20 protein-coding genes, 3 rRNA genes and 3 riboswitches are annotated in these 26715 nt (G+C 46.4%); of the genes, 2 read left to right on the top strand and 21 right to left on the bottom strand.

The window, feature by feature from the left end:
• Positions 1-53: 53 nt before the first annotated feature.
• The 9 genes from MHB56_RS17755 to MHB56_RS17715 form a co-directional block, all read right to left on the bottom strand.
• On the bottom strand, positions 54-944 hold the full coding sequence (locus tag MHB56_RS17755) for a phosphoribosylaminoimidazolesuccinocarboxamide synthase (RefSeq protein WP_076279486.1): 891 nt from the start codon (positions 942-944) through the stop codon (positions 54-56).
• 276 nt (positions 945-1220) lie between these two features.
• The gene (purB, locus tag MHB56_RS17750) at positions 1221-2516 is read right to left on the bottom strand and encodes an adenylosuccinate lyase (RefSeq protein WP_036680917.1); all 1296 of its coding nucleotides are present in this window, start codon (positions 2514-2516) and stop codon (positions 1221-1223) included.
• A 5-nt stretch (positions 2517-2521) separates the two neighbouring features.
• On the bottom strand, positions 2522-3643 hold the full coding sequence (gene purK, locus MHB56_RS17745) for a 5-(carboxyamino)imidazole ribonucleotide synthase (RefSeq protein WP_341143808.1): 1122 nt from the start codon (positions 3641-3643) through the stop codon (positions 2522-2524).
• A complete protein-coding gene (locus MHB56_RS17740; protein ID WP_254848781.1) occupies positions 3546-3782 on the bottom strand; it encodes a hypothetical protein in 237 nt (78 codons plus the stop codon). Before MHB56_RS17740 ends, purK begins: the two co-directional genes overlap by 98 nt.
• On the bottom strand, positions 3751-4236 hold the full coding sequence (gene purE, locus MHB56_RS17735; protein WP_036680920.1) for a 5-(carboxyamino)imidazole ribonucleotide mutase: 486 nt from the start codon (positions 4234-4236) through the stop codon (positions 3751-3753). Before purE ends, MHB56_RS17740 begins: the two co-directional genes overlap by 32 nt.
• Positions 4237-4541: 305 nt before the next feature.
• Positions 4542-4643: riboswitch (purine riboswitch) on the bottom strand.
• 233 nt (positions 4644-4876) lie between these two features.
• On the bottom strand, positions 4877-5311 hold the full coding sequence (locus tag MHB56_RS17730; protein ID WP_036680923.1) for a universal stress protein: 435 nt from the start codon (positions 5309-5311) through the stop codon (positions 4877-4879).
• 40 nt (positions 5312-5351) lie between these two features.
• Entirely contained in the window at positions 5352-5615 is a 264-nt protein-coding gene (locus MHB56_RS17725) for a DUF1294 domain-containing protein (RefSeq protein WP_036680925.1), read from the bottom strand.
• 91 nt (positions 5616-5706) lie between these two features.
• The gene (locus tag MHB56_RS17720) at positions 5707-6930 is read right to left on the bottom strand and encodes an MFS transporter (RefSeq protein ID WP_341143807.1); all 1224 of its coding nucleotides are present in this window, start codon (positions 6928-6930) and stop codon (positions 5707-5709) included.
• Between the two features lie 161 nt (positions 6931-7091).
• On the bottom strand, positions 7092-9227 hold the full coding sequence (locus MHB56_RS17715) for a DNA topoisomerase III (protein WP_341143806.1): 2136 nt from the start codon (positions 9225-9227) through the stop codon (positions 7092-7094).
• Between the two features lie 127 nt (positions 9228-9354).
• On the opposite strand from MHB56_RS17715, the gene tsaA reads away from it, so the two are divergent.
• Together tsaA and MHB56_RS17705 are read left to right on the top strand one after the other, a co-directional pair.
• Positions 9355-9801, top strand: a complete 447-nt coding sequence (tsaA, locus tag MHB56_RS17710; RefSeq protein WP_076148050.1) for a tRNA (N6-threonylcarbamoyladenosine(37)-N6)-methyltransferase TrmO — start codon at positions 9355-9357, stop codon at positions 9799-9801.
• 50 nt (positions 9802-9851) lie between these two features.
• Entirely contained in the window at positions 9852-10769 is a 918-nt protein-coding gene (locus tag MHB56_RS17705) for an AraC family transcriptional regulator (protein ID WP_339189441.1), read from the top strand.
• A gap of 105 nt (positions 10770-10874) precedes the next feature.
• Here the strand turns inward: MHB56_RS17705 and MHB56_RS17700 are convergent, their stop codons facing one another.
• The 12 genes from MHB56_RS17700 to MHB56_RS17645 form a co-directional block, all read right to left on the bottom strand.
• On the bottom strand, positions 10875-12062 hold the full coding sequence (locus MHB56_RS17700) for a DUF4179 domain-containing protein (RefSeq protein ID WP_076128451.1): 1188 nt from the start codon (positions 12060-12062) through the stop codon (positions 10875-10877).
• A complete protein-coding gene (locus tag MHB56_RS17695) occupies positions 12037-12624 on the bottom strand; it encodes an RNA polymerase sigma factor (RefSeq protein WP_076128449.1) in 588 nt (195 codons plus the stop codon). Before MHB56_RS17695 ends, MHB56_RS17700 begins: the two co-directional genes overlap by 26 nt.
• A 196-nt stretch (positions 12625-12820) precedes the next feature.
• Positions 12821-13573, bottom strand: coding sequence for an acyl-[acyl-carrier-protein] thioesterase (locus MHB56_RS17690; RefSeq protein WP_339281644.1), 753 nt, complete (start codon positions 13571-13573; stop codon positions 12821-12823).
• A gap of 238 nt (positions 13574-13811) precedes the next feature.
• Positions 13812-13928: ribosomal RNA gene (gene rrf, locus MHB56_RS17685) — 5S ribosomal RNA — on the bottom strand.
• A 127-nt stretch (positions 13929-14055) separates the two neighbouring features.
• A 23S ribosomal RNA gene (locus MHB56_RS17680) occupies positions 14056-16982 on the bottom strand.
• A gap of 232 nt (positions 16983-17214) precedes the next feature.
• Positions 17215-18772: ribosomal RNA gene (locus MHB56_RS17675) — 16S ribosomal RNA — on the bottom strand.
• Together the 16S, 23S and 5S rRNA genes form the textbook arrangement of a ribosomal RNA operon.
• Before the next feature lie 367 nt (positions 18773-19139).
• Positions 19140-19949: a transglutaminase-like domain-containing protein gene (locus MHB56_RS17670; RefSeq protein WP_341143805.1), complete on the bottom strand. Its 810-nt coding sequence runs from the start codon at positions 19947-19949 to the stop codon at positions 19140-19142.
• Between the two features lie 13 nt (positions 19950-19962).
• Positions 19963-20043, bottom strand: a riboswitch (cyclic di-GMP riboswitch).
• Positions 20044-20117: 74 nt separating this feature from the next.
• Positions 20118-20200, bottom strand: a riboswitch (cyclic di-GMP riboswitch).
• Between the two features lie 119 nt (positions 20201-20319).
• Positions 20320-20979, bottom strand: a complete 660-nt coding sequence (locus MHB56_RS17665) for a class D sortase (protein WP_280753245.1) — start codon at positions 20977-20979, stop codon at positions 20320-20322.
• A gap of 102 nt (positions 20980-21081) precedes the next feature.
• Positions 21082-21489: a GtrA family protein gene (locus MHB56_RS17660; protein ID WP_341143804.1), complete on the bottom strand. Its 408-nt coding sequence runs from the start codon at positions 21487-21489 to the stop codon at positions 21082-21084.
• Positions 21476-22456 carry a glycosyltransferase family 2 protein gene (locus tag MHB56_RS17655; protein WP_341143803.1) on the bottom strand — a complete coding sequence of 327 codons (981 nt, stop codon included), beginning with the start codon at positions 22454-22456 and terminating at the stop codon, positions 21476-21478. Before MHB56_RS17655 ends, MHB56_RS17660 begins: the two co-directional genes overlap by 14 nt.
• A gap of 97 nt (positions 22457-22553) precedes the next feature.
• Positions 22554-24332: a phospholipid carrier-dependent glycosyltransferase gene (locus MHB56_RS17650; protein WP_076277885.1), complete on the bottom strand. Its 1779-nt coding sequence runs from the start codon at positions 24330-24332 to the stop codon at positions 22554-22556.
• Positions 24322-26577 carry a glycosyltransferase 87 family protein gene (locus tag MHB56_RS17645; RefSeq protein WP_341143802.1) on the bottom strand — a complete coding sequence of 752 codons (2256 nt, stop codon included), beginning with the start codon at positions 26575-26577 and terminating at the stop codon, positions 24322-24324. Before MHB56_RS17645 ends, MHB56_RS17650 begins: the two co-directional genes overlap by 11 nt.
• Between the last annotated feature and the right edge of the window lie 138 nt (positions 26578-26715).

Raw genomic sequence — 26715 nt, 5'->3', positions numbered from 1 at the left:
GCTTCAAAAATATATACTTAATTTATTCCCATGAGTGCACACACTATGTTGAACTATAAAGACTTGCCAGTAAGACGATGATAAATGTCCAGATAACGCCGTGTAGTTTCTTCTACTACTTCCAGTGGGAGCGGATCAGGTTTACTATTCTTGTCCCAGGAAGATGCCGATAGATACGTACGAACAGGCTCTTTATCCATACTATCAATTTCAATATCAAGCGCGTATTTATCCTTAGCCCAGAAGCGGGAAGCATCCGGTGTAAAAATCTCATCGATCAGAATCACCTTACCGTCCAACAAGCCGAATTCGAATTTGCAGTCCGCAAGAATGATCCCACGCTCAGCACAATACTCTCTAGCAAAAGCGAACAGCTTTAAGCTCTTTTCCTGCAGCTCAAGCGCCAGATCAGCTCCGATTAATTCCTGCATTTTCTCAAACGGAATATCCTCATCGTGACCTACATCATTTTTAGCCGCAGGAGTAAAAATCGGTTCTGCCAGCAGCGCGTTTTTGCGGAGGTTAGCAGGAAGTTCAATACCATTTACCTTGCCGGTTTCTTGATACTGTCTCCAGCCGCCGCCAGTGATGCATCCACGCACTACGCATTCGATATCAATACGCTCCGCTTTGCGTACCACCATGACACGGTTTCTGAGAGCCTCTTTGTCCTTAACTACGTCGCCGAGCAGATCCACATCGATATGAACGACATGATTCTCCATCAGCTCTTTAGTCTGTCCGAACCAGAACGCGCTCAGACGGTTAAGCACATTGCCCTTTTCAGGGACTGCCGGGTCCAGCACATAGTCAAAAGCAGATATCCGATCTGTAACTACGATCAGTACATTTTCCCCTAAATCGTATAGCTCACGAACCTTCCCTTTGTAGAGCAGCGGCGCATTGATGAGTTCCACGGCTGTGGATACGGCCGATGATGTCATGACCTTTCCTCCCTTGAACTAATGATCTTCCTAAGTTGGGCTGGTCTAGGAGGAAGCACTTCCGAGGAATGTTTGGACTTCCGATCGCTGTTATCCTCAGATTTCCTGATTGAACCGCTGCTGCGGTAGAAATCCGAGGATAAAGGCGAACGCTAACGCTTCTACAGTTCCAAAATTTCTCTCCGTTCCTTATCGACCAGTTGCATTTCAATTCTGCACAACCTTAACCGCTCGTACTATTCCTAGCTCCTTAGTTCACCACTAACTTATCTTTTCTTAGATAAGTTCTAGCTTGCGGAAGATGGTATCCACATGCTTAAGGTGCCAAGAAGGGTTAAATGCATCTTCAATCTCTTCTGGGGTGAGGACATTAGTGATTTCAGGTGTAGCTTCCACGATATCACGGAACTGCTTTTGCTCTTCCCAAGCTTGCATCGCACGTGGTTGGACGGTATCGTACGCTTGCTCGCGGCTGAAGCCTTTATCAATCAGCTTGGTTAAGATCCGGCCAGAGAAAGGAACGCCGAAGGTACGATTCATGTTACGCTTCATATTCTCTGGGAATACAGTCAGGTTCTTCACGATGTTTCCGAAACGGTTCAGCATGTAGTTCAGCAGCATCGTTGCATCCGGAAGGATGATACGCTCCACTGAAGAGTGCGAGATATCTCGTTCATGCCAGAGCGGCACGTTCTCGTAAGCTGTAACCATATGTCCGCGAATCACGCGGGACAGACCGGAAATATTCTCGCAGCCAATAGGATTCCGTTTATGCGGCATAGCAGATGAACCCTTTTGACCTTTGGCAAAAGCTTCTTCTACTTCGCGAATCTCACTCTTTTGCAGAGCGCGGATTTCGGTAGCGAATTTGTCTAGCGAGGTTGCTACCAGAGCAAGAGCTGCCATATATTCAGCGTGACGGTCGCGCTGTAGAGTTTGTGTCGAGATCGGTGCAGGGCTTGTACCCAGCTTACGGCAGACAAATTCTTCTACGAATGGATCGATGTTGGCATACGTACCCACGGCTCCGGAGATTTTGCCAAATTGCACACCGTTCGCAGCATGGCGGAAACGCTCCAGGTTACGTTTCATTTCTTCGTACCACAATGCCATTTTCAGACCAAAAGTAGTTGGCTCAGCATGAACCCCATGTGTACGGCCCATCATCGGTGTATCTTTATAAGCAATAGCTTTATCTTTAAGGATCTCAATGAAGTTAATAATATCCTTCTCTAGAATCTCATTCGCTTGACGCAGCAAGTAACCCAGTGCTGTATCCACCACATCTGTGGAAGTAAGGCCGTAGTGTACCCATTTGCGTTCTGCGCCAAGGCTTTCGGAAACCGCACGAGTAAAGGCGATTACGTCATGACGTGTTTCCTGTTCGATTTCATCAATACGTGCGATGTCGAATTTAGCATCCTTACGCAGCTTAGCAGCGTCTTCATGTGGGATGACTCCCAGCTCCGCCCATGCTTCACAAGCGCATATTTCCACTTCCAGCCACGCTTTGAATTTATTCTCCTCAGTCCAAATGGCCCGCATCTCGGGTCTGCTGTAACGTTCGATCATATTCTTTAGTTCCTCCAAAGTTTAGATTGCTCCACCCAGGATAGGCCGTCTCCGGTATCCTTGCACAGCAGATTGATATGACCCATCTTACGACCAGTCTTACTCTCAGTCTTGCCATATATATGAAGCTTAGGTACAATACCCAGCTTATTATCTTTTTCCTCATGTGTACAGGTCGCTTTAATCGCACCATCCAAATGCTGACCTAATACATTTACCATAACTACAGGTGTCAAAAGCGTTGTATCGCCCAGCGGCAGATTACAAATCGCCCGGACATGCTGCTCGAACTGTGAGGTCACGCAAGCATCCATGGTGTAATGGCCGGAATTATGCGGTCTTGGTGCCAGCTCATTGACGAACAATTCACCGTCCACTGTGACGAACATTTCCACGGCAAGCAGTCCAACCGCATTCAGGCCTGCGATTAAAGTCTCAGCCAGCTCGCAAGCTCTGCGCTGAATGTCCGCTGACACTCTTGCAGGCACAATGGACAGATGCAAAATATTGTTTACATGAATGTTCTCAGAAGGCGGGAAGCTTTTGACCTCCCCAGATGCACTACGTGCAGCAACAACGGATATTTCGCATTGAAAAGCTACAAACTTCTCAAGCACCAGCTCCGGAATCACCTCACCGGGTGCAACCTGCCGGAAGGCTTCTTCCAGCTCTTCTTCCTGACGAATCACAGCTTGACCCTTGCCGTCATAACCGCCTGTGGCTGTCTTGAGCACGCAAGGTAGTCCAAGTTCAGCCGCCGCCTCTTTTAGCTCCGCAAGGCTGTCCACCTTCCGGTACGGGGCGACCGGAACGCCCGCCGCCTCGATGGCGGATTTTTCGCGCAGCCGATGCTGCGTGGTATACAGCAGCGCGCTGCCCTGCGGCACGTACGATTCTTCCGCCAGCAGCGCTGCTACGCCCGCGTCGACGTTCTCGAACTCGTACGTGATGACGTCCGAGCGGCGGGCCAGCTCCCGCGCCGCGTCCCGGTCGTTATACGCCGCCGTAATCTGCGGCGTAACTTGACCGCTAGGCGCATCCGGCGCAGGATCCAGCGCCACGAAGCGGTACCCCATGGCGCTGCCGGCCAGCGCCATCATGCGCCCGAGCTGCCCGCCGCCGAGCACGCCGACGGTCGAGCCGGGCAGCAGCGTCCGGACGGTGTCCGCACCGGACGCTTGTGCAGCTGGCGAAGCTGCGCCGCCAGCCTCCTGCAGCTTCAGCTCCTCCGGCCTCATAAGCTGTCGCTGCTTTCCAATACTTCATCGCGGATCGCATCCCGACGCAGCTGCACACGCTGCTGCACTTCGGGGTCGAACGCTCCGATGATCTGTGCGGCCAGCAGGCCTGCATTTACAGCGCCTGCCTTACCAATAGCTACCGTTGCTACCGGTATGCCTCCAGGCATCTGCACGATGGAGAGCAGCGAATCCAGCCCATTAAGTGCTTTCGACTGCACGGGCACTCCAATCACTGGCAGGATCGTCTTTGCAGCCACCATACCCGGCAAATGTGCGGCGCCGCCTGCTCCTGCAATAATCACGCGAATACCGCGGCCAGCGGCTTCCTCCGCATAGCGGAACATCAAGTCCGGTGTACGGTGCGCGGATACTACCTTCTTCTCATAAGACAAACCCAGCTCTTCCAGCACCCCACAAGCGTGCTCCATCGTATCCCAATCCGACTTACTACCCATGATGACAGCTACCTGCACAGACATGATTCGACCTACCTTCCAATCACTAGTATGAGATATCTTTATCTTGTAAATCCGAACAAGCAGAGACTACATTCTCGTCCTTCAGGGATGACTATCGTTTTCCTTAATAATATAAGGTTGATGTATTAGGTGTAACTTATTCCTTATATTAAAAAAGCCCGATGTCCAGACGCATTTTGCTGCGGGAGGATCGGACTAGTAAAGGAATTAGGAAAAAACACTCCCGCTTGCCTCTCGCCAAACTGGCATTAAGCACGGAAAGCTGCACAATGCATCACTCCATTATCTGGACTGCATTATCGCATTCTAGCATCCTATTTCCTCGTAGTCCGGTAATTTACGGTTCCCGGGTAGAAACTTCCGGGCCATATTCCCGGTTTTATACGAGCTCTTCATGACATCAGTTTAACAATCCCCTACACATGATGTCAACTCAAACACGAACATTGGTAAAATCACCATAATAAATGTTCGCTTTTGGGCGGATTTGAATTCTCAATAACCTTATATTTTGTGAAGAAAGACTTCTTTCCGTACACTCCTACCTCTAATGCTCTATGATGTTTAAGCTCCAGAATACGACCCGTACTTCCTTAAATTGAAAAAAAGGAACGCTATCAGCGTCCCTTTGAACTCTATATTATTTTACAACCAGCACTGGAATACGAGCGCTTTGTACTACATTATGGCTGACACTGCCCAGAACAAATTCACGTATACCACCAAGCCCGCGGCTGCCGATAACTATGATGTCTATAGCATTTTCCTTAGCATATTTCAAAATCACTTCCGCAGGAGATCCTTGTAAAAGCTCAACCTCAGCATTCAGGCCTTCAGCCTCAAGGCGTCCCTTCACTTCCTCGGTTGTCTGCACTGCCAAATCATAATATTCTTTATTTACTGAAGCTGGTAGTGGTGCAAGAGCTTCTCCGATAAAAAATCTTGGGAATTCAAATGCGTGTACGACATGCAATATAGAACCTGGTGTGACTTTAGCGAGTTCAATTGCGCGCTCCAATGCTTGATTAGAAGCCTTTGAACCGTCATAGGCTAGCAAAATTTTAGAGAATAACATGTACGCCACCTCTTTTTCTAGTTTGTAATCCTAAAGACTATTATCTTAAAAAATAGCTGTACAAAAAGATATTCAGCAGCAGCAGAAGCGGAATTCCGATCCTGAAGGATGTATGACGCGTCTTGTGGCGCTTACGGTACATGGCAATCAGCACACCTAGTGCACCGCCCATGGCTGCCAGCAGAAAAAGTGTTTTCTCAGGTACACGTTCCCGCCTTTTGCGGGCTTTGTTCTTGTCCTCGGACATCACTACATACCCGATTATATTAATTACCACAAACCACAACATTACAACCTTGACCATTCTCCCGGGCTCCTCCTCCTTGCTTCCTATCTCTATTATATTCCCCTTTTGCACAAAAAACCAATCATCCTTACACGCTCTGCCAAGTCTGTTAAGTTTCTTTTAGCTGCTTCTGCTTCGTATCCTTCATCCATACCCAGGATAAAATTGTAGCCAACACCGCCGCAATTCCACCTAACCAGAATCCTCCGGTCAAGCCATATACAGAGCTCATCCAACCTGCTACGAATGGCCCTGCTGACATCCCTATCGCATAAACGGCCTGATAGAAGCCCATAGCTGTAGCCCGTTTAAAGGGATCTATTTCTGATACGGATTTACTCAACAGCAGCGGAAAAATAAGTCCCTGCATAAAACCATTCCCCACCTGAGTCAGACAAAGCGCCGCTAACGTCGGCATAGAAGGAATGAGCAGCGTAAACAGTGCGCTTCCCGCAAAGCCTAGCATAAGCTTCCCTCTATCACCCAGCAGCCCTCCAAACAGACGTGAGCCGTAGAGCGTTGCGATGGCATGCGGAATCATAAAAGCGAGTGTTAGCCAGCCCAAGCTTTCTTTGCTTGCTCCGATATTCAGCGCCTGGTTCGGAGTATATCCGAACATCGTTATAAATAGCACACAGTGCGCCAGCACAGACAACAGTGATACTTTTACCAGCAGAGGTTCCTTTACGACACCAGCCAGTTCCTTGATCTGTATGGCATTTTGCCGTTTTTCCTGCTTTTGTTCCGGTAACCGAAGCGCAAGTATTAGTGCCGCAATAGCTACAATTCCACCAATCAGGAAGGGGGCATTCCAGCCCCAATGCTCTACCATATAGCCGCTGATCATCATGCTGGTCAATTGGGCGATTACTGTAGTGAATTGCAGCATGCCCATCGCTTTTCCAGCTTCCTCTTTTGGAAAATATCCTGCGAACATCACAGAGTACACAACCCATGCCGATGCTGCTATCCCGGATACCGCACGTGCTGCCAACGCCCAACCCGGCTGTGCTCCCCACATAAAAAGAAAACAGCTGACTCCACTCGCAATCAATCCCAGATAGATAAACGGCCGCCGCCTATTTAAATAATCTGAACCGATGCCAATGGGTATACGGAATAGGATCTGCATTAACCCATATATCCCAAGCACCATGCCCACCATAAAATACGATGCTCCCAAATGCTCAACATATGGTGAAAGCACCGGCACATAAATATAAGAAGAGAACCAAAACATAAATACAATAACCAAAAAGAAAAACCTGCTGCTTCCTTGCCCCTGTGGGCGATCTGCCGCTTTCAACGGCTTCGCCTGCTGCTCAGCTGCCACCTAATCACCTGCTCCACTCATTTGCTTTCCATTCTAATTCAAAGCCTATCCGTAGACCACATAAACTTACTAGGATAGAAAAAAGACTACTGAGCACACTCAGCAGCCTTCATTATTCTAATCATTCGTTTTAATTGAAGCTAATCATCCGATGATTCCTACTACTTATCCTTCTTTTGTCCTTCAAGCGCTGCTTTCAGCAGTTCCCCAAGGTTAGAACCAATGCTTTCCTGCTTACTGTATTGCTGCACCAGCTTTTGCTGTTCACGTTTATTAACATGCTTGTGATCCTTATCTAAGGTCTCTGTGATTCCACAGCCTAGACATTGTACGAACATGCCTGCTTTACCCTCTTTAAGCTCCATTTTCTTATGGCACTGTGGGCAGCGGCGATTCGATAGTCTTTTCTCACCTGCACGGGTGTAACCACAGTTATCTGCAGGACACACCAGCAGCTTCCCTCGTTTGCTCTTCTTCTCGAGCAGTCTTGTACCGCATTCCGGACAGTGGCTGTTAGAGACATTATGCGGCTTATATTCTGCTCCGCTAGTTTTCACACCTGTTACCAATTCCTGTGCCATACTGCGGATACCTTGTAAAAAGAGCTCCGGTTTGCCTTGACCACGCGCTATTTTCTCCAGCTCAGCTTCCCAACGTGCGGTTAGATCCGGGGTTCGTAGCTGAGTGGATACCAGCTCGATTAACTGCTTACCTTTTCCTGTCGGATGCAGGAGATTACCTTGCCGCTCAATCGTATCAGAGCTTACCAGCTTCTCAATAATATCCGCGCGTGTAGCCGGGGTTCCGAGGCCGTGCTTCTCCATTTGCGTCAACAGCGAAGCTTCATTATAACGCTTCGGTGGCTGTGTTCGGCCAGCACGCACCATACAGCGGCCAATCGTGACAGCAGCCCCTTCGCGCAGCTCAGGCAGCTTTACACTGCCCGCTGCCGGCTCGTCCGCAGATTCCTCCTCGTCATCACTACTCATATCTCCGCCGTATACTTCGCGCCAGCCGGCATCTTTTACTGTCGTCCCTTTGACATGGAAGCTTTCGCCTTCCACATTGACGGTTACAGCTACCGCATCATAACGAGCTGGCGGATAGAACAAGCTTATAAAACGCCGCACAATCAGATCATACAACTTACGTTCTTCAGTACTCAGACCATTTAACAATACGGTCTGTTCTGTAGGAATAATAGCGTGGTGATCACTGACTTTACTGTCATCCACGATTCGCTTCGTAATCGGCAGCTGCTTGCGCAGCAATGGACGTGCTAACGCTGCATATGGACCGACCGCAACACTATCCAGTCTTTCCTTGAGTGTGCCCGTCATATCTGAAGTTAAGTAACGACTGTCCGTACGCGGGTATGTGACAAGTTTATGCTGCTCATATAACCGCTGCAGCACACTGGAGGTCTGCTTCGCGGAGAAGCCGAACTTCCGGTTCGCATCACGCTGCAGTTCAGTCAGATCATAAGCCAGTGGATGAGGTTCACTTTTCTCACTCTTCTGTACCTTAATAATACGGCCGCTGCGTCCTGTAAGCTTATCCTTTAAGCTGGCTGTCTTATCCTTTTCGAATATTCGACCATCACCGTTACTGGCCCGCCATGCCGCTTGGAAATCCCCAAAATCAGCAGTCAGCGTCTCAAAATCGACGGAACGGAAACCCGTAATCTCCTGTTCACGATCCATGATCATCCCTAATGTCGGCGTTTGTACCCGTCCTGCTGAGAGCGGCGAACCGAACTTACAGGTCAAAGCTCTTGTGACATTCAGTCCAATCATCCAATCCGCCTCTGCGCGGCACCGTGCAGATTCATACAACCGATCAAATTCCCGGCCCGGACGGAGTTTTGCAAATCCCTCTTTAATTGCCTTATCAGTCTGCGAGGATATCCATAACCGCCGGAATGGCTTTTTCCACCCTGCCATATTCATAATCCAACGAGCCAGCAGCTCCCCTTCACGGGCAGCATCTGTAGCAACAATAAGCTCCTCAATGTCCTGACGCTTCATTAGATGCTGGACAGCTTTGTATTGCTGATTGGTCTCCCGCAGCACCTTCAGCTTAGTATTCTCCGGCAAAATCGGCAGATCCTCCAAGGCCCAAGTTGCAAACTTTTTATTATAATCCTCTGGCTCTGCCAGGCCGACCAAATGACCCAGCGCCCAGGTAACCACATATTTTGGACCTTCAATATAACTCTTCTGTTTATTATTACATCCCATGACCCGTGCAATCTCGCGTGCAACAGACGGCTTCTCCGCCAATACTAATGTCTTCATAATGCTCCCCTTTCCACATCAAATTTCATTATAGCATTAAATGAATGTTAGCAAATATCGTCAGGCTTTACCGTATGCCTCTGTTATACACTAGATCATATCTGATACCCGAAAGGAGTCATAGTCAATGAATGAACAAGAAAGCTATAATATATTATCTATAGGATCGGTTAGAGGTACAGCACATAATTTGCGGCTTGAAATCAACCCGGAATTCAGACCAGCGCTTAAAGGTTTATCTCAGTTTAGTCATTGCCAAGTGCTTTGGTGGCTGCATGAGTTTGCAGAGGATCATTTCCGGCAGACTACACAGATTCAGCCTCCTTATGATGCGACCTTAACTGGAGTATTCGCTTCCCGTTCCCCTATTCGCCCTAATCCGATTGGGCTAAGTGTAGCAGCAATCCTGTCTGTCGATGTAGACTCTGGAATAGTGGAGGTGGCCGGGCTTGATGCCTATCCGGGTACACCTGTTCTCGACATCAAAGCCTATTTTCCTAGTGCAGATCGCGTAATGGAAGTGACAGTTCCCGATTGGGCTGCTGTTTGGGGCGACTGGACAGCAAATCATTGAAGTAATCGTGCTAGACACCATTTCTATTAACTGTTATGGGAGGACATCTCTTGAACAATCGCCAACTAATCATTCAAGCCTTAGATCTCATTGAGGATCGCTTAACCACGTTTCTTCCTGTAGCTGTCCTCTCCAAAGAAATGGGATACTCCCTTTATCATTTCACCCGTCTATTTCAAGCAGTCACTGGGATAGCACCCGGCGACTATATAGCCAGACGCAAAATCACTGAAGCAGCCTTAGACATTCATCGAATGCCAGAACGTTCACTCCAGGACATTTCATTAGACTATAACTTTAGTAACTATGAGACCTTTACCCGTGCCTTCAAAAGAATGCTGCACACGACTCCCTCTCTTGTTCGAAAAAGACTTACTGAAACGAAACTCCCTTTGCTCCCTAGACTATATGAACAGGATCTACTTCAAGTCCTTTCTGATAGTGATCTCTCCCTTCAGCTCGTTGATTTCGGAGAAATTATACTTCAAGGACCCGTAGTTAAAGTAGACCTAGACTTCTCCGTCATTTCTGATACTTGGCCTTTGCTTTTCAATAAGGTAGCCACTATATCGGATAGAATACAGCCTGAAAAATATTATCAGCTTGGCTTCTGGCCAGATGACTATGAGAGTAATGGGTTTTCGATCATGTGTGCCTGCGAACTTAGTCCTATAAAAGCAGACCACAATCAGACTTTCCCCCTTCAGATCTTACCACCCATACGTTATCTGAAATTCATCCATAAAGGCCGCTCTTGTGATATCCCTTCTACCTATAAATATATCTACGGAATCTGGCTGCCGAAAACAGAATACAGGATGTCCATTCCATTTGAATTGGAATATTATGGTGAATTGTACCTTGGACCAGATAACGAAAACTCGGTGAGTGAAATCTACATTCCATTAGAATTTTTACAAGAAGAGACTACGTTGTCGTCTTTTATAGATGACAACCGTTACTCTTAGAAATATAAAGATATTATAGTTTTTCAGCTTATAAATTCTCATTTTTTAACAAAAAGCCCGTATCTGCTATGCAGACACGGGCTTTTTTGCTTATGGGATTAATAGTTACTTTTGCTCCACCTGAATCGTTTGTTCAAGCTCCGGATAATAATGTTTAACTTGTTTTCCTTCTTCATCCCTTAATGCTTTATGATTTTCATCAATGGAGTAAGTAAACGGCTTAACTGTAATTGTCTTTGGTGTTTGCGCGAACGGTATGAAATCTTTGTCTACCAAAGGATAGACTATAGCTGGCAAGTTAAATGACCCACCCGATGAGAACGCATTACCTAGTTCATCAACAATTTCATAGAACATTTCAGAGGTTGTGTATCCATCCTTTTCTTTCACAGTTGGCGCTTTACCTTCTTCGCTGAGCTGTAATCTGCTTGTGGCTGGAGTTAATTCCAGCTTGGTAATCGTATAACTGAATTCTTCTGCCTCTTTTGTTTGGTTCAGATCAAGCTTGATAATTCCTTCCGTTACTTTTTTCACCGGCACCTTGATTACAAAAGGCTCTGCAATTTGTGTAACCGGCACACTGATGCTTAATTCAAATTCATCCCCCAAAGCCTCTATATTATTTAGATTTCTGTAATCGTATAAAATAGCATTCTTTTTTCCCTCAACATCACCAAAAGATGACATTTGGCTCTCCAGTTTTTTCCCATTCGGCAATTTCACTTCTGCTGAACCCAACAACCCTTTTTCGGACTGGTTCATTGTCACTTTCGCATGTTGTTCTGTTAGCGATGGATCGAACTCAATCGGTTCAATAATCATCTCAGCCATCATCTTATCATTATCAATGCCTTCCCGTTCAATCGCAAAAGCCAACCGCGAGCCGTCATAATAGGCATCGGTAACCTTTAAGGTCACTCCATCATGGGTAACGCTTTGGTTAGGGGCAGTAGATAATCCTTTTTCCTCAGCAGCATTTAGACCTTTATCGTCAATCCCCTTAAAAATACTTCCTACAACAGGAATCTGCTTCAATGTTTCAGCCATGACCGGGGATACAAATCCGCTACCGATTATCCCCGCACCCAACACTGCTGCTGCCGAGGCAGCCACCAATGATTTTTTCAGAAACTTATTTCCATTCTTTCTTGACGCTCGTTTTTCCATTCCCTCGTCTCCTATTCGCTTCATAATTGAATCGCTGAAACTGTCTACCGGCATTTCATGATTTTGGAATGTTTGACGAATGTGCTCCATCTTCTGACTTTCAGTTCGATCTTGCCATTTCTCCATGAGGGCTGCCTCCTTCATTCATTCTTTGCCGGACTAACTTTTTGCGTAGACGTTCAAATTTCTTGCGTAAAGTAGCTGAATTACAATCCATAATCTGACCCATTTCTTCAAAGCTGTACTGCTCAACCACCTTAAGAATCAGGAGATTGCTCTCTTCGGCTGTCAGGTCATCCATAAATAACTTCTGCAATGGCTCCTCATCGTTAGGATTATAATAGGCTTTGGGCTGCTGCTCTTTATATAGCGACAACAGACGGTTTCTTCGCTTGCGTTTGCGAACCTGATCCAGACAATGATGATAGGCCACTTTATACAGCCATGCACTAAAAGAGACTCGTTTCTCATAACGTCTGAGTTCCTGATACACTTTTACAAATATATCTTGCACAGCATCCTCTGCTTCTTCATGACTTCTCAAAATATAATAGCAATACGTATAAATCTTTCTTTCATAGGCTTGTATTATAGTTCTATAGGCTTCGCGGTTACCCGCAAGTACCTGATCGATAGCCTCTTCAATTATTGTTTGATTCACTTGGACCCCGGGGCTGCGACGTTCCAAAGAATCACCTCCTTGTTATTGACTACAACTATATAACGAATGTGATCCCTTTAATTGTGACAGGCTCAAAAAAATTTTCCAAATATGTTAGAAACATCATCCGTTTTCAATAAAAAAAGCGATTGCCCCGATTGATGTTCGGAGAAATCGCTTTTATAATAATATTCCATATTTATAAATCACTTACTTATTCGTACTATTGGACACCTTTTAACGCTATACATGCTTCAAAATATACAGTATCACTATTCTGACCGCGTACATATATACCATCATCCGTTACAGCTGAACGTAAAATAGTCAGTTCATCCCCAAACTTAGCTTCTTGTAGATAAGTAATCCGGAAGCGTGTGAACTCTGCATTATCCCATTCCGCTAAAGTGAGCGCATCACAACATAAATCCCCGTATCGGGCATTATTCAAATGTCCGTTGCTGTCAAGCCCACTATATCTTACCTGATACCGATAAGCTTCTTCCATAGTAATATCAGAAGGGATCGTTACCTTAACAGGCATATCGCCTACTGAATCGCCATTATAGTGCTTAACCTGAACTGGAAGGGCATTCGGTCTAAGTATCTTTCTCTTCTCAATATCTACTAAAGCCCATATGGATCGTGCTGTGGCGATTTCTATATGATCTGCATCGAAAATACGATAATCCCGTTGCCACAGTGCCCCTTTAGTGCCTTTACTCCAGGTATGTACGCTAAGCACATCATTCGGGCGGGGAATACGCTTAAAATCAAGATCTAACGTGATCATCATCCAGCCCATTCCTGCATTCAGAATTTCTTCCACACTTATCCCCAAATTACCCACTGCGAAGTCTGCCGCACATTGCATGATATCCAGAATAAAGGATAACTTACCCTGCGAACGATAATCCGTGTCGCTCGCATGTACAGAAAAATCTTCTATCCACACAAGATTGCTACTGTTGTCCATTGTTTATCCTCCTGCCATGCAAAATATCCTTGCATTTACTTGAAGTATCCACATATACCACTGCTCTATCCACATAAATTGGGGACTACTTTCATTTTTGAATATATTTTATTATTTCATCCACATGTTAGTAACTTTTATAATTTCGTTAATTCCCCATAACTTATCCACATTTTTAAAATTAAGCGGTAAAGGGAACAAAAAAGCCATTGTTGATAAATCAACAATGGCTTCGTGTGCTTGGCAACGTCCTACTCTCCCAGGACCCTTCGGTCCAAGTACCATCGGCGCTGGAGGGCTTAACGGTCGTGTTCGGGATGGGTACGCGTGGAACCCCTCCGCTATCGCCACCAAACATGCATCTGTGAAACAGACGCTGCCGCGTGAAATTCAGTTCATCACAGAAGTGACAATGAATTTCTAAGCGTATTTCAGGCTTGATGCCTGAAAACTGAATCCGAAACGAATCTGCATTCTACGTATAGGATAAGCCCTCGACCGATTAGTATTGGTCAGCTCCATGCATTGCTGCACTTCCACCTCCAACCTATCTACCTCGTCGTCTTCAAGGGGTCTTACTAATTGGGAAATCTCATCTTGAGGGGGGCTTCACGCTTAGATGCTTTCAGCGCTTATCCCGTCCGTACGTAGCTACCCAGCCATGCTCCTGGCGGAACAACTGGTGCACCAGCGGTACGTCCATCCCGGTCCTCTCGTACTAAGGACAGCTCCTCTCAAATTTCCTGCGCCCACGACAGATAGGGACCGAACTGTCTCACGACGTTCTGAACCCAGCTCGCGTACCGCTTTAATGGGCGAACAGCCCAACCCTTGGGACCTACTTCAGCCCCAGGATGCGATGAGCCGACATCGAGGTGCCAAACCTCCCCGTCGATGTGGACTCTTGGGGGAGATAAGCCTGTTATCCCCAGGGTAGCTTTTATCCGTTGAGCGATGGCCCTTCCATGCGGTACCACCGGATCACTAAGTCCGACTTTCGTCCCTGCTCGACTTGTAGGTCTCGCAGTCAAGCTCCCTTATGCCTTTGCACTCTGCGAATGATTTCCAACCATTCTGAGGGAACCTTGGAACGCCTCCGTTACTCTTTAGGAGGCGACCGCCCCAGTCAAACTGCCCGCCTGACACGGTCCCCGTACCCGGTAAGGGCACTAGGTTAGAACCTAGATACGATCAGGGTGGTATCCCAACGGCGCCTCCACCGAAGCTTGCGCTCCGATTTCTACGGCTCCCACCTATCCTGTACAGATCGTACCCAAATTCAATATCAAGCTGCAGTAAAGCTCCATGGGGTCTTTCCGTCTTGTCGCGGGTAACCTGCATCTTCACAGGTATTAAAATTTCACCGGATCTCTCGTTGAGACAGCGCCCAAGTCGTTACGCCATTCGTGCGGGTCAGAATTTACCTGACAAGGAATTTCGCTACCTTAGGACCGTTATAGTTACGGCCGCCGTTTACTGGGGCTTCGGTTCATAGCTTCGGGTTACCCCTAACCACTCCCCTTAACCTTCCAGCACCGGGCAGGCGTCAGCCCGTATACTTCGCCTTGCGGCTTCGCACAGACCTGTGTTTTTGCTAAACAGTCGCTTGGGCCTTTTCACTGCGGCCCCCTCGTGCTATTCACACTACCGGGGCACCCCTTCTCCCGAAGTTACGGGGTCATTTTGCCGAGTTCCTTAACGAGAGTTCTTCCGCGCGCCTTAGAATTCTCTTCTCGCCTACCTGTGTCGGTTTGCGGTACGGGCACCTTCTCCTGGCTAGAGGCTTTTCTTGGCAGTGTGAGATCATGACCTTCGCTACTACAATTTTCGCTCCCCATCACAGCCCAGCCTTATCGATGTGCGGATTTGCCTACACATCAGCCTCACTGCTTAGACGGACATCCATCAGTCCGCGTCACTACCCTCCTGCGTCACCCCATCGCTCATAGCGGATTACGGTGGTACAGTAATTTCAAACTGTTGTCCTTCGACTACGCCTTTCGGCCTCGCCTTAGGTCCCGACTTACCCTGAGCGGACGAGCCTTCCTCAGGAAACCTTGGGCTTTCGGCGGATCAGATTCTCACTGATCTTTTCGTTACTCATACCGGCATTCTCACTTGTGTAGTGTCCAGCGCTCTTTTCAGTACACCTTCAACCCCTACACAACGCTCCCCTACCCCAGATACATACGTATCTAGCCATAGCTTCGGTGGTGTGTTTAGCCCCGTTACATTTTCGGCGCAGAGTCACTCGACCAGTGAGCTATTACGCACTCTTTCAATGGTGGCTGCTTCTAAGCCAACATCCTGGTTGTCTGTGCAACTCCACATCCTTTCCCACTTAACACACACTTGGGGACCTTAGCTGATGGTCTGGGCTGTTTCCCTTTTGACAATGGATCTTAGCACTCACTGTCTGACTCCCGGCAATAAGTATATGGCATTCGGAGTTTGACTGAGCTTGGTAATCCTTGCGGACCCCGCACCCAATCAGTGCTCTACCTCCACTACTCTTATACCGAGGCTAGCCCTAAAGCTATTTCGGGGAGAACCAGCTATCTCCGAGTTCGATTGGAATTTCTCCGCTACCCCCACCTCATCCCCGCACTTTTCAACGTACGTGGGTTCGGGCCTCCAGTGCGTGTTACCGCACCTTCACCCTGGACAGGGGTAGATCACACGGTTTCGGGTCTACGTCCACATACTAATTCGCCCTATTCAGACTCGCTTTCGCTGCGGCTCCACCTTCTCGGCTTAACCTTGCATGTTAAACGTAACTCGCCGGTTCATTCTACAAAAGGCACGCCATCACCCATTAATAGGGCTCTGACTTTTTGTAAGCACACGGTTTCAGGTTCTATTTCACTCCCCTTCCGGGGTGCTTTTCACCTTTCCCTCACGGTACTGTTTCACTATCGGTCGCCAGGTAGTATTTAGCCTTAGCAGATGGTCCTGCTGGATTCATACGGGGTTTCACGTGCCCCGCACTACTCGGGATCCGTCTCGGAGAGAATACAGTTTAGGCTACAGGGCTTTTACCTCTATCGCGGGCCTTTCCAGACCTCTTCACCTACCATATTCCTTTGTAACTCCATGTGAGACGTCCCACAACCCCTAAGAGCAAGCTCTTAGGTTTAGGCTGTTCCGCGTTCGCTCGCCGCTACTGACGGAATCACTATTGTTTTCTCTTCCTCAGGGTACTTAGATGTTTCAGTTCCCCTGGTCTGCCTCTACATTTCCTATGTATTCAGAAATGAGTAACTGCGAATTACCACAGCTGGGTTTCCCCATTCGGACACCCCCGGATCAAAGCTTGCTTACAGCTCCCCGAGGCAGTTTCGTTGTTCGCCACGTCCTTCGTCGGCTCCTGGCGCCTAGGCATCCTCCGTGTGCTCTTATTAGCTTAACCTTGATTCTTCCGAAGAAAAATCTCACTAATAACATTTACTTGTTTGCACAAGTTGCTAAAAGATGTTCTAAAACGCAAATTCGTTTCGGTATCCAGTTTTCAAGGATCAAGTCTTACTTGAGAGCTTAAACTCTCAAAACTGAGCAACGAGTGAGTAACAGGCCTAAACCTGAGTTTTGAAAGCTTAGCTTCCGATTTGAATGTCCTCATTGCAGAGAACGATTCTCCATAGAAAGGAGGTGATCCAGCCGCACCTTCCGATACGGCTACCTTGTTACGACTTCACCCCAATCATCTACCCCACCTTCGGCGGCTGGCTCCCTTGCGGGTTACCCCACCGACTTCGGGTGTTGTAAACTCTCGTGGTGTGACGGGCGGTGTGTACAAGACCCGGGAACGTATTCACCGCGGCATGCTGATCCGCGATTACTAGCAATTCCGACTTCATGCAGGCGAGTTGCAGCCTGCAATCCGAACTGAGACCGGCTTTGATGGGATTGGCTCCACCTCGCGGCTTCGCTTCCCGTTGTACCGGCCATTGTAGTACGTGTGTAGCCCAGGTCATAAGGGGCATGATGATTTGACGTCATCCCCACCTTCCTCCGGTTTGTCACCGGCAGTCACTCTAGAGTGCCCAACATTACTTGCTGGCAACTAAAGTTAAGGGTTGCGCTCGTTGCGGGACTTAACCCAACATCTCACGACACGAGCTGACGACAACCATGCACCACCTGTCTCCTCTGTCCCGAAGGCCGCTGCTATCTCTAGCAGATTCAGAGGGATGTCAAGACCTGGTAAGGTTCTTCGCGTTGCTTCGAATTAAACCACATACTCCACTGCTTGTGCGGGTCCCCGTCAATTCCTTTGAGTTTCAGTCTTGCGACCGTACTCCCCAGGCGGAGTGCTTACTGTGTTAACTTCGGCACCAAGGGTATCGAAACCCCTAACACCTAGCACTCATCGTTTACGGCGTGGACTACCAGGGTATCTAATCCTGTTTGCTCCCCACGCTTTCGCGCCTCAGCGTCAGTTACAGCCCAGAAAGTCGCCTTCGCCACTGGTGTTCCTCCACATATCTACGCATTTCACCGCTACACGTGGAATTCCACTTTCCTCTTCTGTACTCAAGCCACCCAGTTTCCAGTGCGACCTCAGGTTGAGCCCAAGGTTTAAACACCAGACTTAAATAGCCGCCTGCGCGCGCTTTACGCCCAATAATTCCGGACAACGCTTGCCCCCTACGTATTACCGCGGCTGCTGGCACGTAGTTAGCCGGGGCTTTCTTCTCAGGTACCGTCACTCCGGTAGCAGTTACTCTACCGGACGTTCTTCCCTGGCAACAGAGCTTTACGATCCGAAAACCTTCATCACTCACGCGGCGTTGCTCCGTCAGGCTTTCGCCCATTGCGGAAGATTCCCTACTGCTGCCTCCCGTAGGAGTCTGGGCCGTGTCTCAGTCCCAGTGTGGCCGTTCACCCTCTCAGGTCGGCTACGCATCGTCGCCTTGGTGGGCCGTTACCCCACCAACTAGCTAATGCGCCGCAGGCCCATCCCTCAGTGACAGATTGCTCCGTCTTTCATTCTTCTCTCAGGAGAAAAAAGAAATTATCCGGTATTAGCTACCGTTTCCGGTAGTTATCCCAGTCTGAAGGGCAGGTTGCCTACGTGTTACTCACCCGTCCGCCGCTAAGTTATTTTGAAAGCAAGCTTTCAAAATAACTCCGCTCGACTTGCATGTATTAGGCACGCCGCCAGCGTTCGTCCTGAGCCAGGATCAAACTCTCCAATTAGTATTGAAAAGAGCGATATGCTCATTTTGAAACATCTGACGAGAAAATTAATTCTCTAATTTTGGATTTCACTTGCGTGATTTCCTACTCACTCGTTGTTCAGTTTTCAAAGATCAAGTTCTCGTTGGCGCCGTTTAATGTCTCAGCAGCAACTCTTATAATATATCATGTTGTTTTCAGAAATGCAAGCTTTATTTTTCGAAGCTTTTTATCAGCCTCGTCTATATCGCCTGTACGCTGTCTAACAACGCTTACCTATAATACCCCAACTATTAATAGAAAAGCAACCCCTAATATAAAAATAAACAACTAGCTTAATAATTAAGCTAGTTGTTTATTTAATAGGGTTATATTTCTAGCGACGAACTTAATAGTATTTTGCCGCAGTATATTTGCTTGAGGCTTTAATTAAATCGGTTTTCTTATCACTCTTTGAAAGTCCTGCATCCACTGTAGTATCAATGGTAACCCACTTCCCATTAAGCAACACTTCGTTCCAGGCATGATATTGCGTAACGTAGCTTGTATTCCCCATTACCAACTTAGCAGGAACATCTACACTCCGCAGCATTGCGGCAAAAAGAGAAGCGTAATCATAGCAAATCCCTTTTTTAGTAGTCAATGTCTTATCGATGCTTGGAATATAATCAGTAGTTACACTATTAGCAAGAGAGTAATCATATTGTACATTCGCAACTACATAGTTATAGATCGCTTTAACTTTCTCTTCGTCTGTTGTTTTGCCTTGTACTAATTGTTTAGCTTTGACAATCGCTTTATCAGAAGAACTCCATTTCACATTCTGTACGGAGCCCAAATATACGGAATTCGAGTCACTCATGGTTACGTCTACTACTTCGGAATATAATGCTTTGTATTTATTGCCGGTTGTATTCTCCAGAACAGAAACCTTATAAGTCCCATTTCCTTGTTGCAAAGGGAAGTCCTCAGCTTGTCCAGAAGCATACAAGTTATATGTATAGCTGCTGTTATCTTTGGTGATCATGAGTTTGATTCTTTTATCTTTCGGAATATCATAGTTAATACCAATAACACCTTGAGCCACTTTGGATGTAATCAACCAGCTGGCATCTGCACTTGCAGCTTGAGCTGTACTTACCGAAACTGAAGTCATTAGGACGAACAACGCCACCAGCATAAAATAAACCTTTTTCACGGATAAAACTCCTTTCGGTAGCTGGCTGCCATCCTTTCGGGAAGGCCCTTTAGCTTTGCGTCCCTACCTTTCGATAGGTTTGCCGTTATCGTATAAGCTCTATCTGTTCTAGCTTTACTAGATATAATTGATAGAATCCATTTGAAACAAACAAAAAAAGCCTCTTCATTCGGTAGCTGGCTGCCATCCTTTCGGGAAAAGGCCCTTTAGCTTTGCGTCCCTACCTTTCGGAAGGTTTGCCGTTATCGTGTTTAGCTTTCATAGTATAATACTATCATATTTATAGTTGTGAACAAGACCTAATTTACTAGATTACCCATTATTTTATAAATATCTCCCGGTATTTGTGTTTTCTTGTCATTCACTATTCTCATTTTGTTAATTTGGCATGAACAATCAGCCGATGCGTTGGATTCACTAGCGGATCACATGTAATCAGAGTAAGAATCTTATCCTTGTCATTCCCGTCAAGAACGGAGACATCACTCGGATCTACAACAGAAATATCGTATACCTCATAGTTAAACACCTGATCACTAGTCTTTACCGTGATAACATCCCCCACAACAACCTCATTCAATCTGTTAAACAAACGACCCGTAGTTCGAGCCCGATGCGCCGCGATTGCAGCATTCCCGATCTCTCCAAGGGGTGCCGTTTCTTTCATATGGGCTGCAGCATGTTTCATATTAGCTTTTGTAGCCCCTTCTAATACAGGCAGCTTCAAATCAATCTTATCGATTTCAATTAGTGCGATTACTTTGCCACCGACTTCAATCTCCGGTTCAGGCTTTTCTGTCTCTTGGGGTTGGGGCTGTGCCTGGGCATCCAGAACCGATTCCTCTGCTAACAGCTGAGTAACTTCAGCATACCTGCTCCTCAGATCTGACTGGGGAGTACTATCGGCAGTGCTTAGTTCAGCCGTTTCTAATAACTTCTCCTGCTGCCTGTCGTTGTACCATTCGTTAGCTGTCGGATATAACATGATAAGTATCCCAGCCAGTATGAGTAGATAGGAGAATTTACGCAATGTTATTCACCTCCGTATATTGTTTCTATGGTTATATACAAATCAAGCAGAAACAGCTACTTGCCTTTAAGCATAGCAACTCCTTCTGCCTGAAATTAATGTTTAAAATACCCATTTACGACTTCCAAAGAAATTGATGATCACCGTGATAAAGGTAACCAGCACCTTCGAGATCAAGACTTGAATACCTAGTTTGTCTGTCAACAGATGCATTAGCAGCAGTGATATTCCGAGCACTACCAGATTCAGCACGATAAACTTGACCAGCTGCGCGCGGTCGAAGCCTTCTTTATTCCCCCGGTTGCGATCACGAAAGGTTACTTTTTTATTCAAAATAAAGCTATTCGCCGTGCCTGCACTATAGGAGATCACCTGCGCCAATGCGTATACCATCCCTAGAGAATTCAACAATGTGAAAATCACAAAATCAATAAGCGTATTGAGCAAACCTACGGCATTAAATTTGAGGAACTGTATGAATGCAGCGCGCAAGTTCTTATCTGACATCATTGTGGTCCTTCCGGCGGTCCAGTTGTTCTTCGTTCTGGTAGCCTTTAGTCTCACTAACAATATATAGCGGTCTATCTTTAGACTCGTCATAAATCCGTCCGATATACTCCCCAATCACACCTAACAGCATCAGAACGATACCGTTAAAGAGCAGATTAACGCCTACAATGGAAGCCCAGCCCGGAACCGTCCAGGAGGTAAAAAATATCTTTTGAAACAAGACGAAAAATAAATAGAGAAAGCTAGAGAATGAAAGAAAGAATCCAATATACGTAGCAATCTTAAGCGGCTTATGTGAAAAAGAGGTGATGCCATCTAACGCAAAACGAATCATTTTCTTCAGCGGATATTTGGTTTCTCCGGCAAAACGTTCTTCCCGTTCATATTCCACCATAGTCTGCTTGAAGCCAACCCAGCTCACCAAACCTCTGACATAGCGGTTCTTTTCTTTAAGTCCCCGCAGGACATCACATACCTTACGGTCAATAAGACGGAAATCGCCTGTATCCGTTGGAATATCCACACTTATCATACTGCTGAGCAGGCGGTAAAAAAGCTTCGCGGTGACCTTTTTGAACATCGTTTCTCCGTGGCGCTTCAGGCGTTTCGCATATACAACGTCGTAGCCCTCTTTCCACTTCTCGATCATTTGCAAAATGACCTCCGGAGGATCCTGAAGATCAGCGTCAATAACAACAACCGCTTGACCTTCGGCATAGTCCATGCCAGCTGTAATCGCTACCTGATGTCCGAAATTACGCGAGAAGTCAATCAGCTTGACATGCTCGTCTCGTTCACAGATCTCCCGAATCATCTGGGCGGAACGATCACGACTGCCGTCATTGACGAAGACCAGCTCATAAGTATCGCCGCACTCGTCCATTACTTTTTTCAAACGTTCATAAGTATGGCTAATTACTTGCTCCTCATTGAACATGGGTACAATCACACTATATCTGGCTTTCACCTTTATTCCTCCTACAAGCTTTTTGGAGCGTTACATCCATCTACACTTCATAATAACGCTGCATGCATAAACTTATTTTATAGATTTTTATTAAATCCTAGAAAACCCAAGTAGGGAACCAACGCAGCATATCTTTCACGTAATCTCCACTGACCTGCATCCCTGACAGTACCGGGTAGAAAGCGATAAAGAGCAGCAAAGCAACAGCTACATAGACATACTGTACGTAACGTGCCTCAGGGAATTTAGTATCCAGCAACTTCATTATATATACAATACCAAGAATCATAAATGGCACCATAGCAAAATAATGGTAAATAAATGTTTCTCTTGGGACAAGCATCCACGGAACATATTGCGAGAAGAAGGCAATCCAGATCATGTAGAGATTCTTATCTTTACGTTTCAGCGTAATCCACAGTGTTGCCAACATTGCAAAAATACCCGTCCACCAGATAAGCGGATTCCCCATAGTCACTATACTGCTGACCTGACCTTCCGGCAAACCTTCACCACCGCTAAAGAACCAGACCGGTCTCTTCATAAACGGCCATTGCCACCATGAGGAAGCAAAAGGATGTGTAGCTACAAGCTGGCTGTGGTAGTTGTACATATTCTTTTGGGAATCAATCAAACCTTTTATAGTGAAGCCCTCTGCTGATGCAGATAACCCCGGCACAAAAGATAAGCTATAAATAATTACTGGAATAATTACAAAGAACCCGATACAACTAGCCAACGTAATAATAGTCTTTTTCCAAAAAGAATCTACTGCTTCACGACAGGTGCCCAGCAATTCCTTGTCTTTAATCTTCCCCTCTGCCAGCAGGCGTCCGGAGGCTTGGTATTCTCTGTAGCGTTCAAAAAGGGAGATAGCCAGCATAATGGCCAGCCCTGCTCCTCCATAGAGCACAATCCATTTCGAAGCTACGCCGATTCCGAAGAATAAGCCAGACCAGAATAACGGAATTAATGTTTTTCTTAAAGGCTGCTTGTAGAAATTCATTGTGTAATACCGCTGCATAAAATAGAACATCAACATAATGAAGAACACTCCGTATACGTCAATCGTGGAGATTCTTGTCTGTGTGAAATGCATGAAATCCAGCGCAAACAATCCCGCCGCGAGGGCGGCGTATTTGCTTTTCTTAAACAAACGCAGCGCCATTACATATATGAGAGGTAACATGGCAACTCCGAACAATGTTCCGATAATACGCCAGCCGAATGGATTGACCCCGAACAGCTCCATACCTATGGCAATTAACAGCTTACCAAGCGGTGGATGCGTATTCTCGTAAGGCACAATCCCGTGCGTATATTCATAAGCTGTTCGCGCATGATAGATCTCGTCAAAATAAGTGCTATTCATAAAGTTAGAATGTTCCGGAATGAGCGACTGCTCGTCAAAAAGATTGGCCGCTGCTCCTCTTTTAGGTACTGCGTTAGCATCCGGTGTCACACCGGCAATAGGAAGGGGGATTCTTTCTCCCCCCTGCTCATAAAAGGCCATTTCGTTCAAAGTGAACCCTGGAGATGTAACTGTAAACTTCACATATCTCGCAGTAACGTTCAGGGGTTGGCTTTTCCAGATGAAGACATTCCCGACATCCTCACTGACATCCATCGGACTGCTCCAGACCTCAGGATTGTCGCTGAATTCCAGCTTGAACTTCCCCGTGCCCACGCCTCCAAAGATATTGACCCGTTCCAATGGTTTACTCTGCCCCAAATCTACATAGAAGCTTTCACCACTGGCAGCAGGCTCCCATAAGGTCTCTGGAGATTTAGTAGAGCCAAGATTATATAAAGCAAGCGCTGCGTAAACGGCCGTAATAGCTATTATGCATATCCAATCTATACGCTTAAACTTCATCGTTAAATCGCCCTCCCTTCTGATGCGGTTTAATTTGCCCGACAACTCTCAAATCTTCTTCATATTGTTCTTCCGGTGTAATTGGTGCTGGAAGAGGTTTTATTCCCTTGCGGACATACACATCGTATCCGATATTCAGCATATAAAGCAGCAATGCTAGATTAGCTATAGCAGTCACTAATACGATTCCGTCTGCACCCGGGCTAACATCTGCATTCAGGTGGGATAAGGTGTACGCCACATTGATGTATTGCGTTAAGCTGAATCCGAGAAATAGCGATAAAAAGCGGCGGTCCCGACTTTCTATATAAGTAAACAAACAAAGAATAAGAGCAGGGAACATATAACGTTCATGCATTTTGGTGCCAAGCACAAAGACCACTACTATAAGCACCATGCCGATAAAATAGGATTTGGTCAGGTCCAAGCGATCCTTTTTAAAGGAATAAAATGCCGCAACAGCTACAGCCACTAAAATAAATATGAAGCCCCATACACGGTATGGAATGCCAAGCCAGGTTAGATCAAGGGATGACCACATCGGATCAGTCAGTGCATACAGATTAAATGCATTCACTGAAGAATACGGATAGGAAGATAACGTACTCTTGTAAAGGTCAATAATCCCTACCAGACCTCCGTTATTCCAGAAAAACGGTGCCGCAAGCAATCCGAAGATCCCTAATCCATACAAAGCTCCGAATCCAAGCTGCTTCCAAGCGCGGTGATGATAAAAAGCAAACAATAATACCGGCGTGAATATCAACGCTTGCGGTTTAATTAGCGTCGCTAAGGCAAACAAAATTGCGGAGCGAACAAACTTTTTGTTCGCTCCGCCATGGATACTGAGCAGCAGGAAGATCAAAAAGAATGAATCTGCTTGTCCCCAAGCCGCTGAATTAATAAGTACCGCTGGGTTAAACAGAAACAACAGCATTAAGCCGAAAGCTATTCCTGTGCCGAGTTTTTTGCGTGACATTTGATAAATGAAGTAGCCGAGCACCAAATCAGAAAGGATCGCAGGGAGCTTGAAGAGCAAATTCTCTCCACCTGAGCCCTGAGTGAATCCTAAAACGCCACGAATGGCGCTAAGCACGTACAATATGTACAAATAGCCAGGAGGATAATCGGCAAAATAACCTTCTTCATAAAATTTGCCTGGACCTAAATCCACCATACGCTGTCCCCAAGAAATAAAGGTATTCATATCATTCTGATATCCTTGCGCGGTAAGACCAATCCACACTCTCAGAATAAAAGCAATTCCGATGGCAATGCTCAGCCATTTGGAATAAATATTCTCAGGCTGCTTCATAAGCTTCTCACTACGGAATGCCTTAGTATAAAGCACTGCAAAAAACACGCTAAACAGCGCTGAGATCAGCAACATCTTAGTTGGAGATACTTTATGTGGAGTGTCTGCCTTTTTGTCGCCGGCATCTGGACTAACCGCTGAACTATCCAGCGAAATGACGTTAGCCCCTTCAGGAGCCGCGTCTAATTTTTCTACAGCAAAATCATCAAAATAAGCCTTACCTTGAATCAAGCTAGAGTAGCCGCCCAGACTTGCGCCTATGCCAAATGACTTCTGCTCCGGTCCTGTCTGGCCGATATATTCAAGATACTGCCATTCACCTGCCGTATCAGTTACGCTGGGATACCCCCCGCCTACTCCAACGGCAAGAATGTTGGCGCCCATTCCCTCTCCTGCTGTACTTCCTACTTTGATCCATCCAGAGATTTTATAATAACTATTCGGCGTAGCCTCAATCGTCTGCACCCATTTCGAATGATTGGGCTCGATATTCTCAATGACTGCCGCCTTGCTGCCGGAATGAACTTCCTCCGATTGGATTGAAAGTAGGCCTGAATTATCTCCTGAAATCCACATATCCTTAGTCCAGTTAGAAGGCGCATCATCTCCCCCCTCCTCAAAGCCAGGGTTCTGCAATAGATTCCCCTCTGCATAAATGCTTGTTACAGGAAGCACAAACAATAACAGCATCAATACAGTCATTACGGCCGCACGTGTACTCTTGATCATCGTCCCAACCTCACCTCGTCCTATATTCATCTTAGTCCAGCCAAAAGCATATCCCTTCTGAAAAACAACTCCCGAATTAGTGTATTTCACCGTTGCTAAGAAATCATTTGGATTGATTTTCTCATAAAAGAGCATATAAATATAGGGTATGTTAACCTTATCTGGATCGCAGACCCTTCCATCCACAATATTCCATTCCATAGGATCGCCCTAAGCTTCAAGGCTCTTATATAGACTCTTATATAGAATAGAAGAATCGCAGTGGCTAAAGCAAATACCGGAGCAAAAAAACAGGCCATTCTATCAGCATAAAGCGAGAGAACTAACAAAATGGTAAGA

The sequence above is a fragment of the Paenibacillus sp. FSL H8-0315 genome, from assembly GCF_038005365.1.
Classification (GTDB): Bacteria; Bacillota; Bacilli; order Paenibacillales; family Paenibacillaceae; genus Paenibacillus_AQ; species Paenibacillus_AQ odorifer.
Note: the sequence above shows the minus strand (reverse complement) of the source record. Positions and strands in the feature narration are given on the sequence as shown.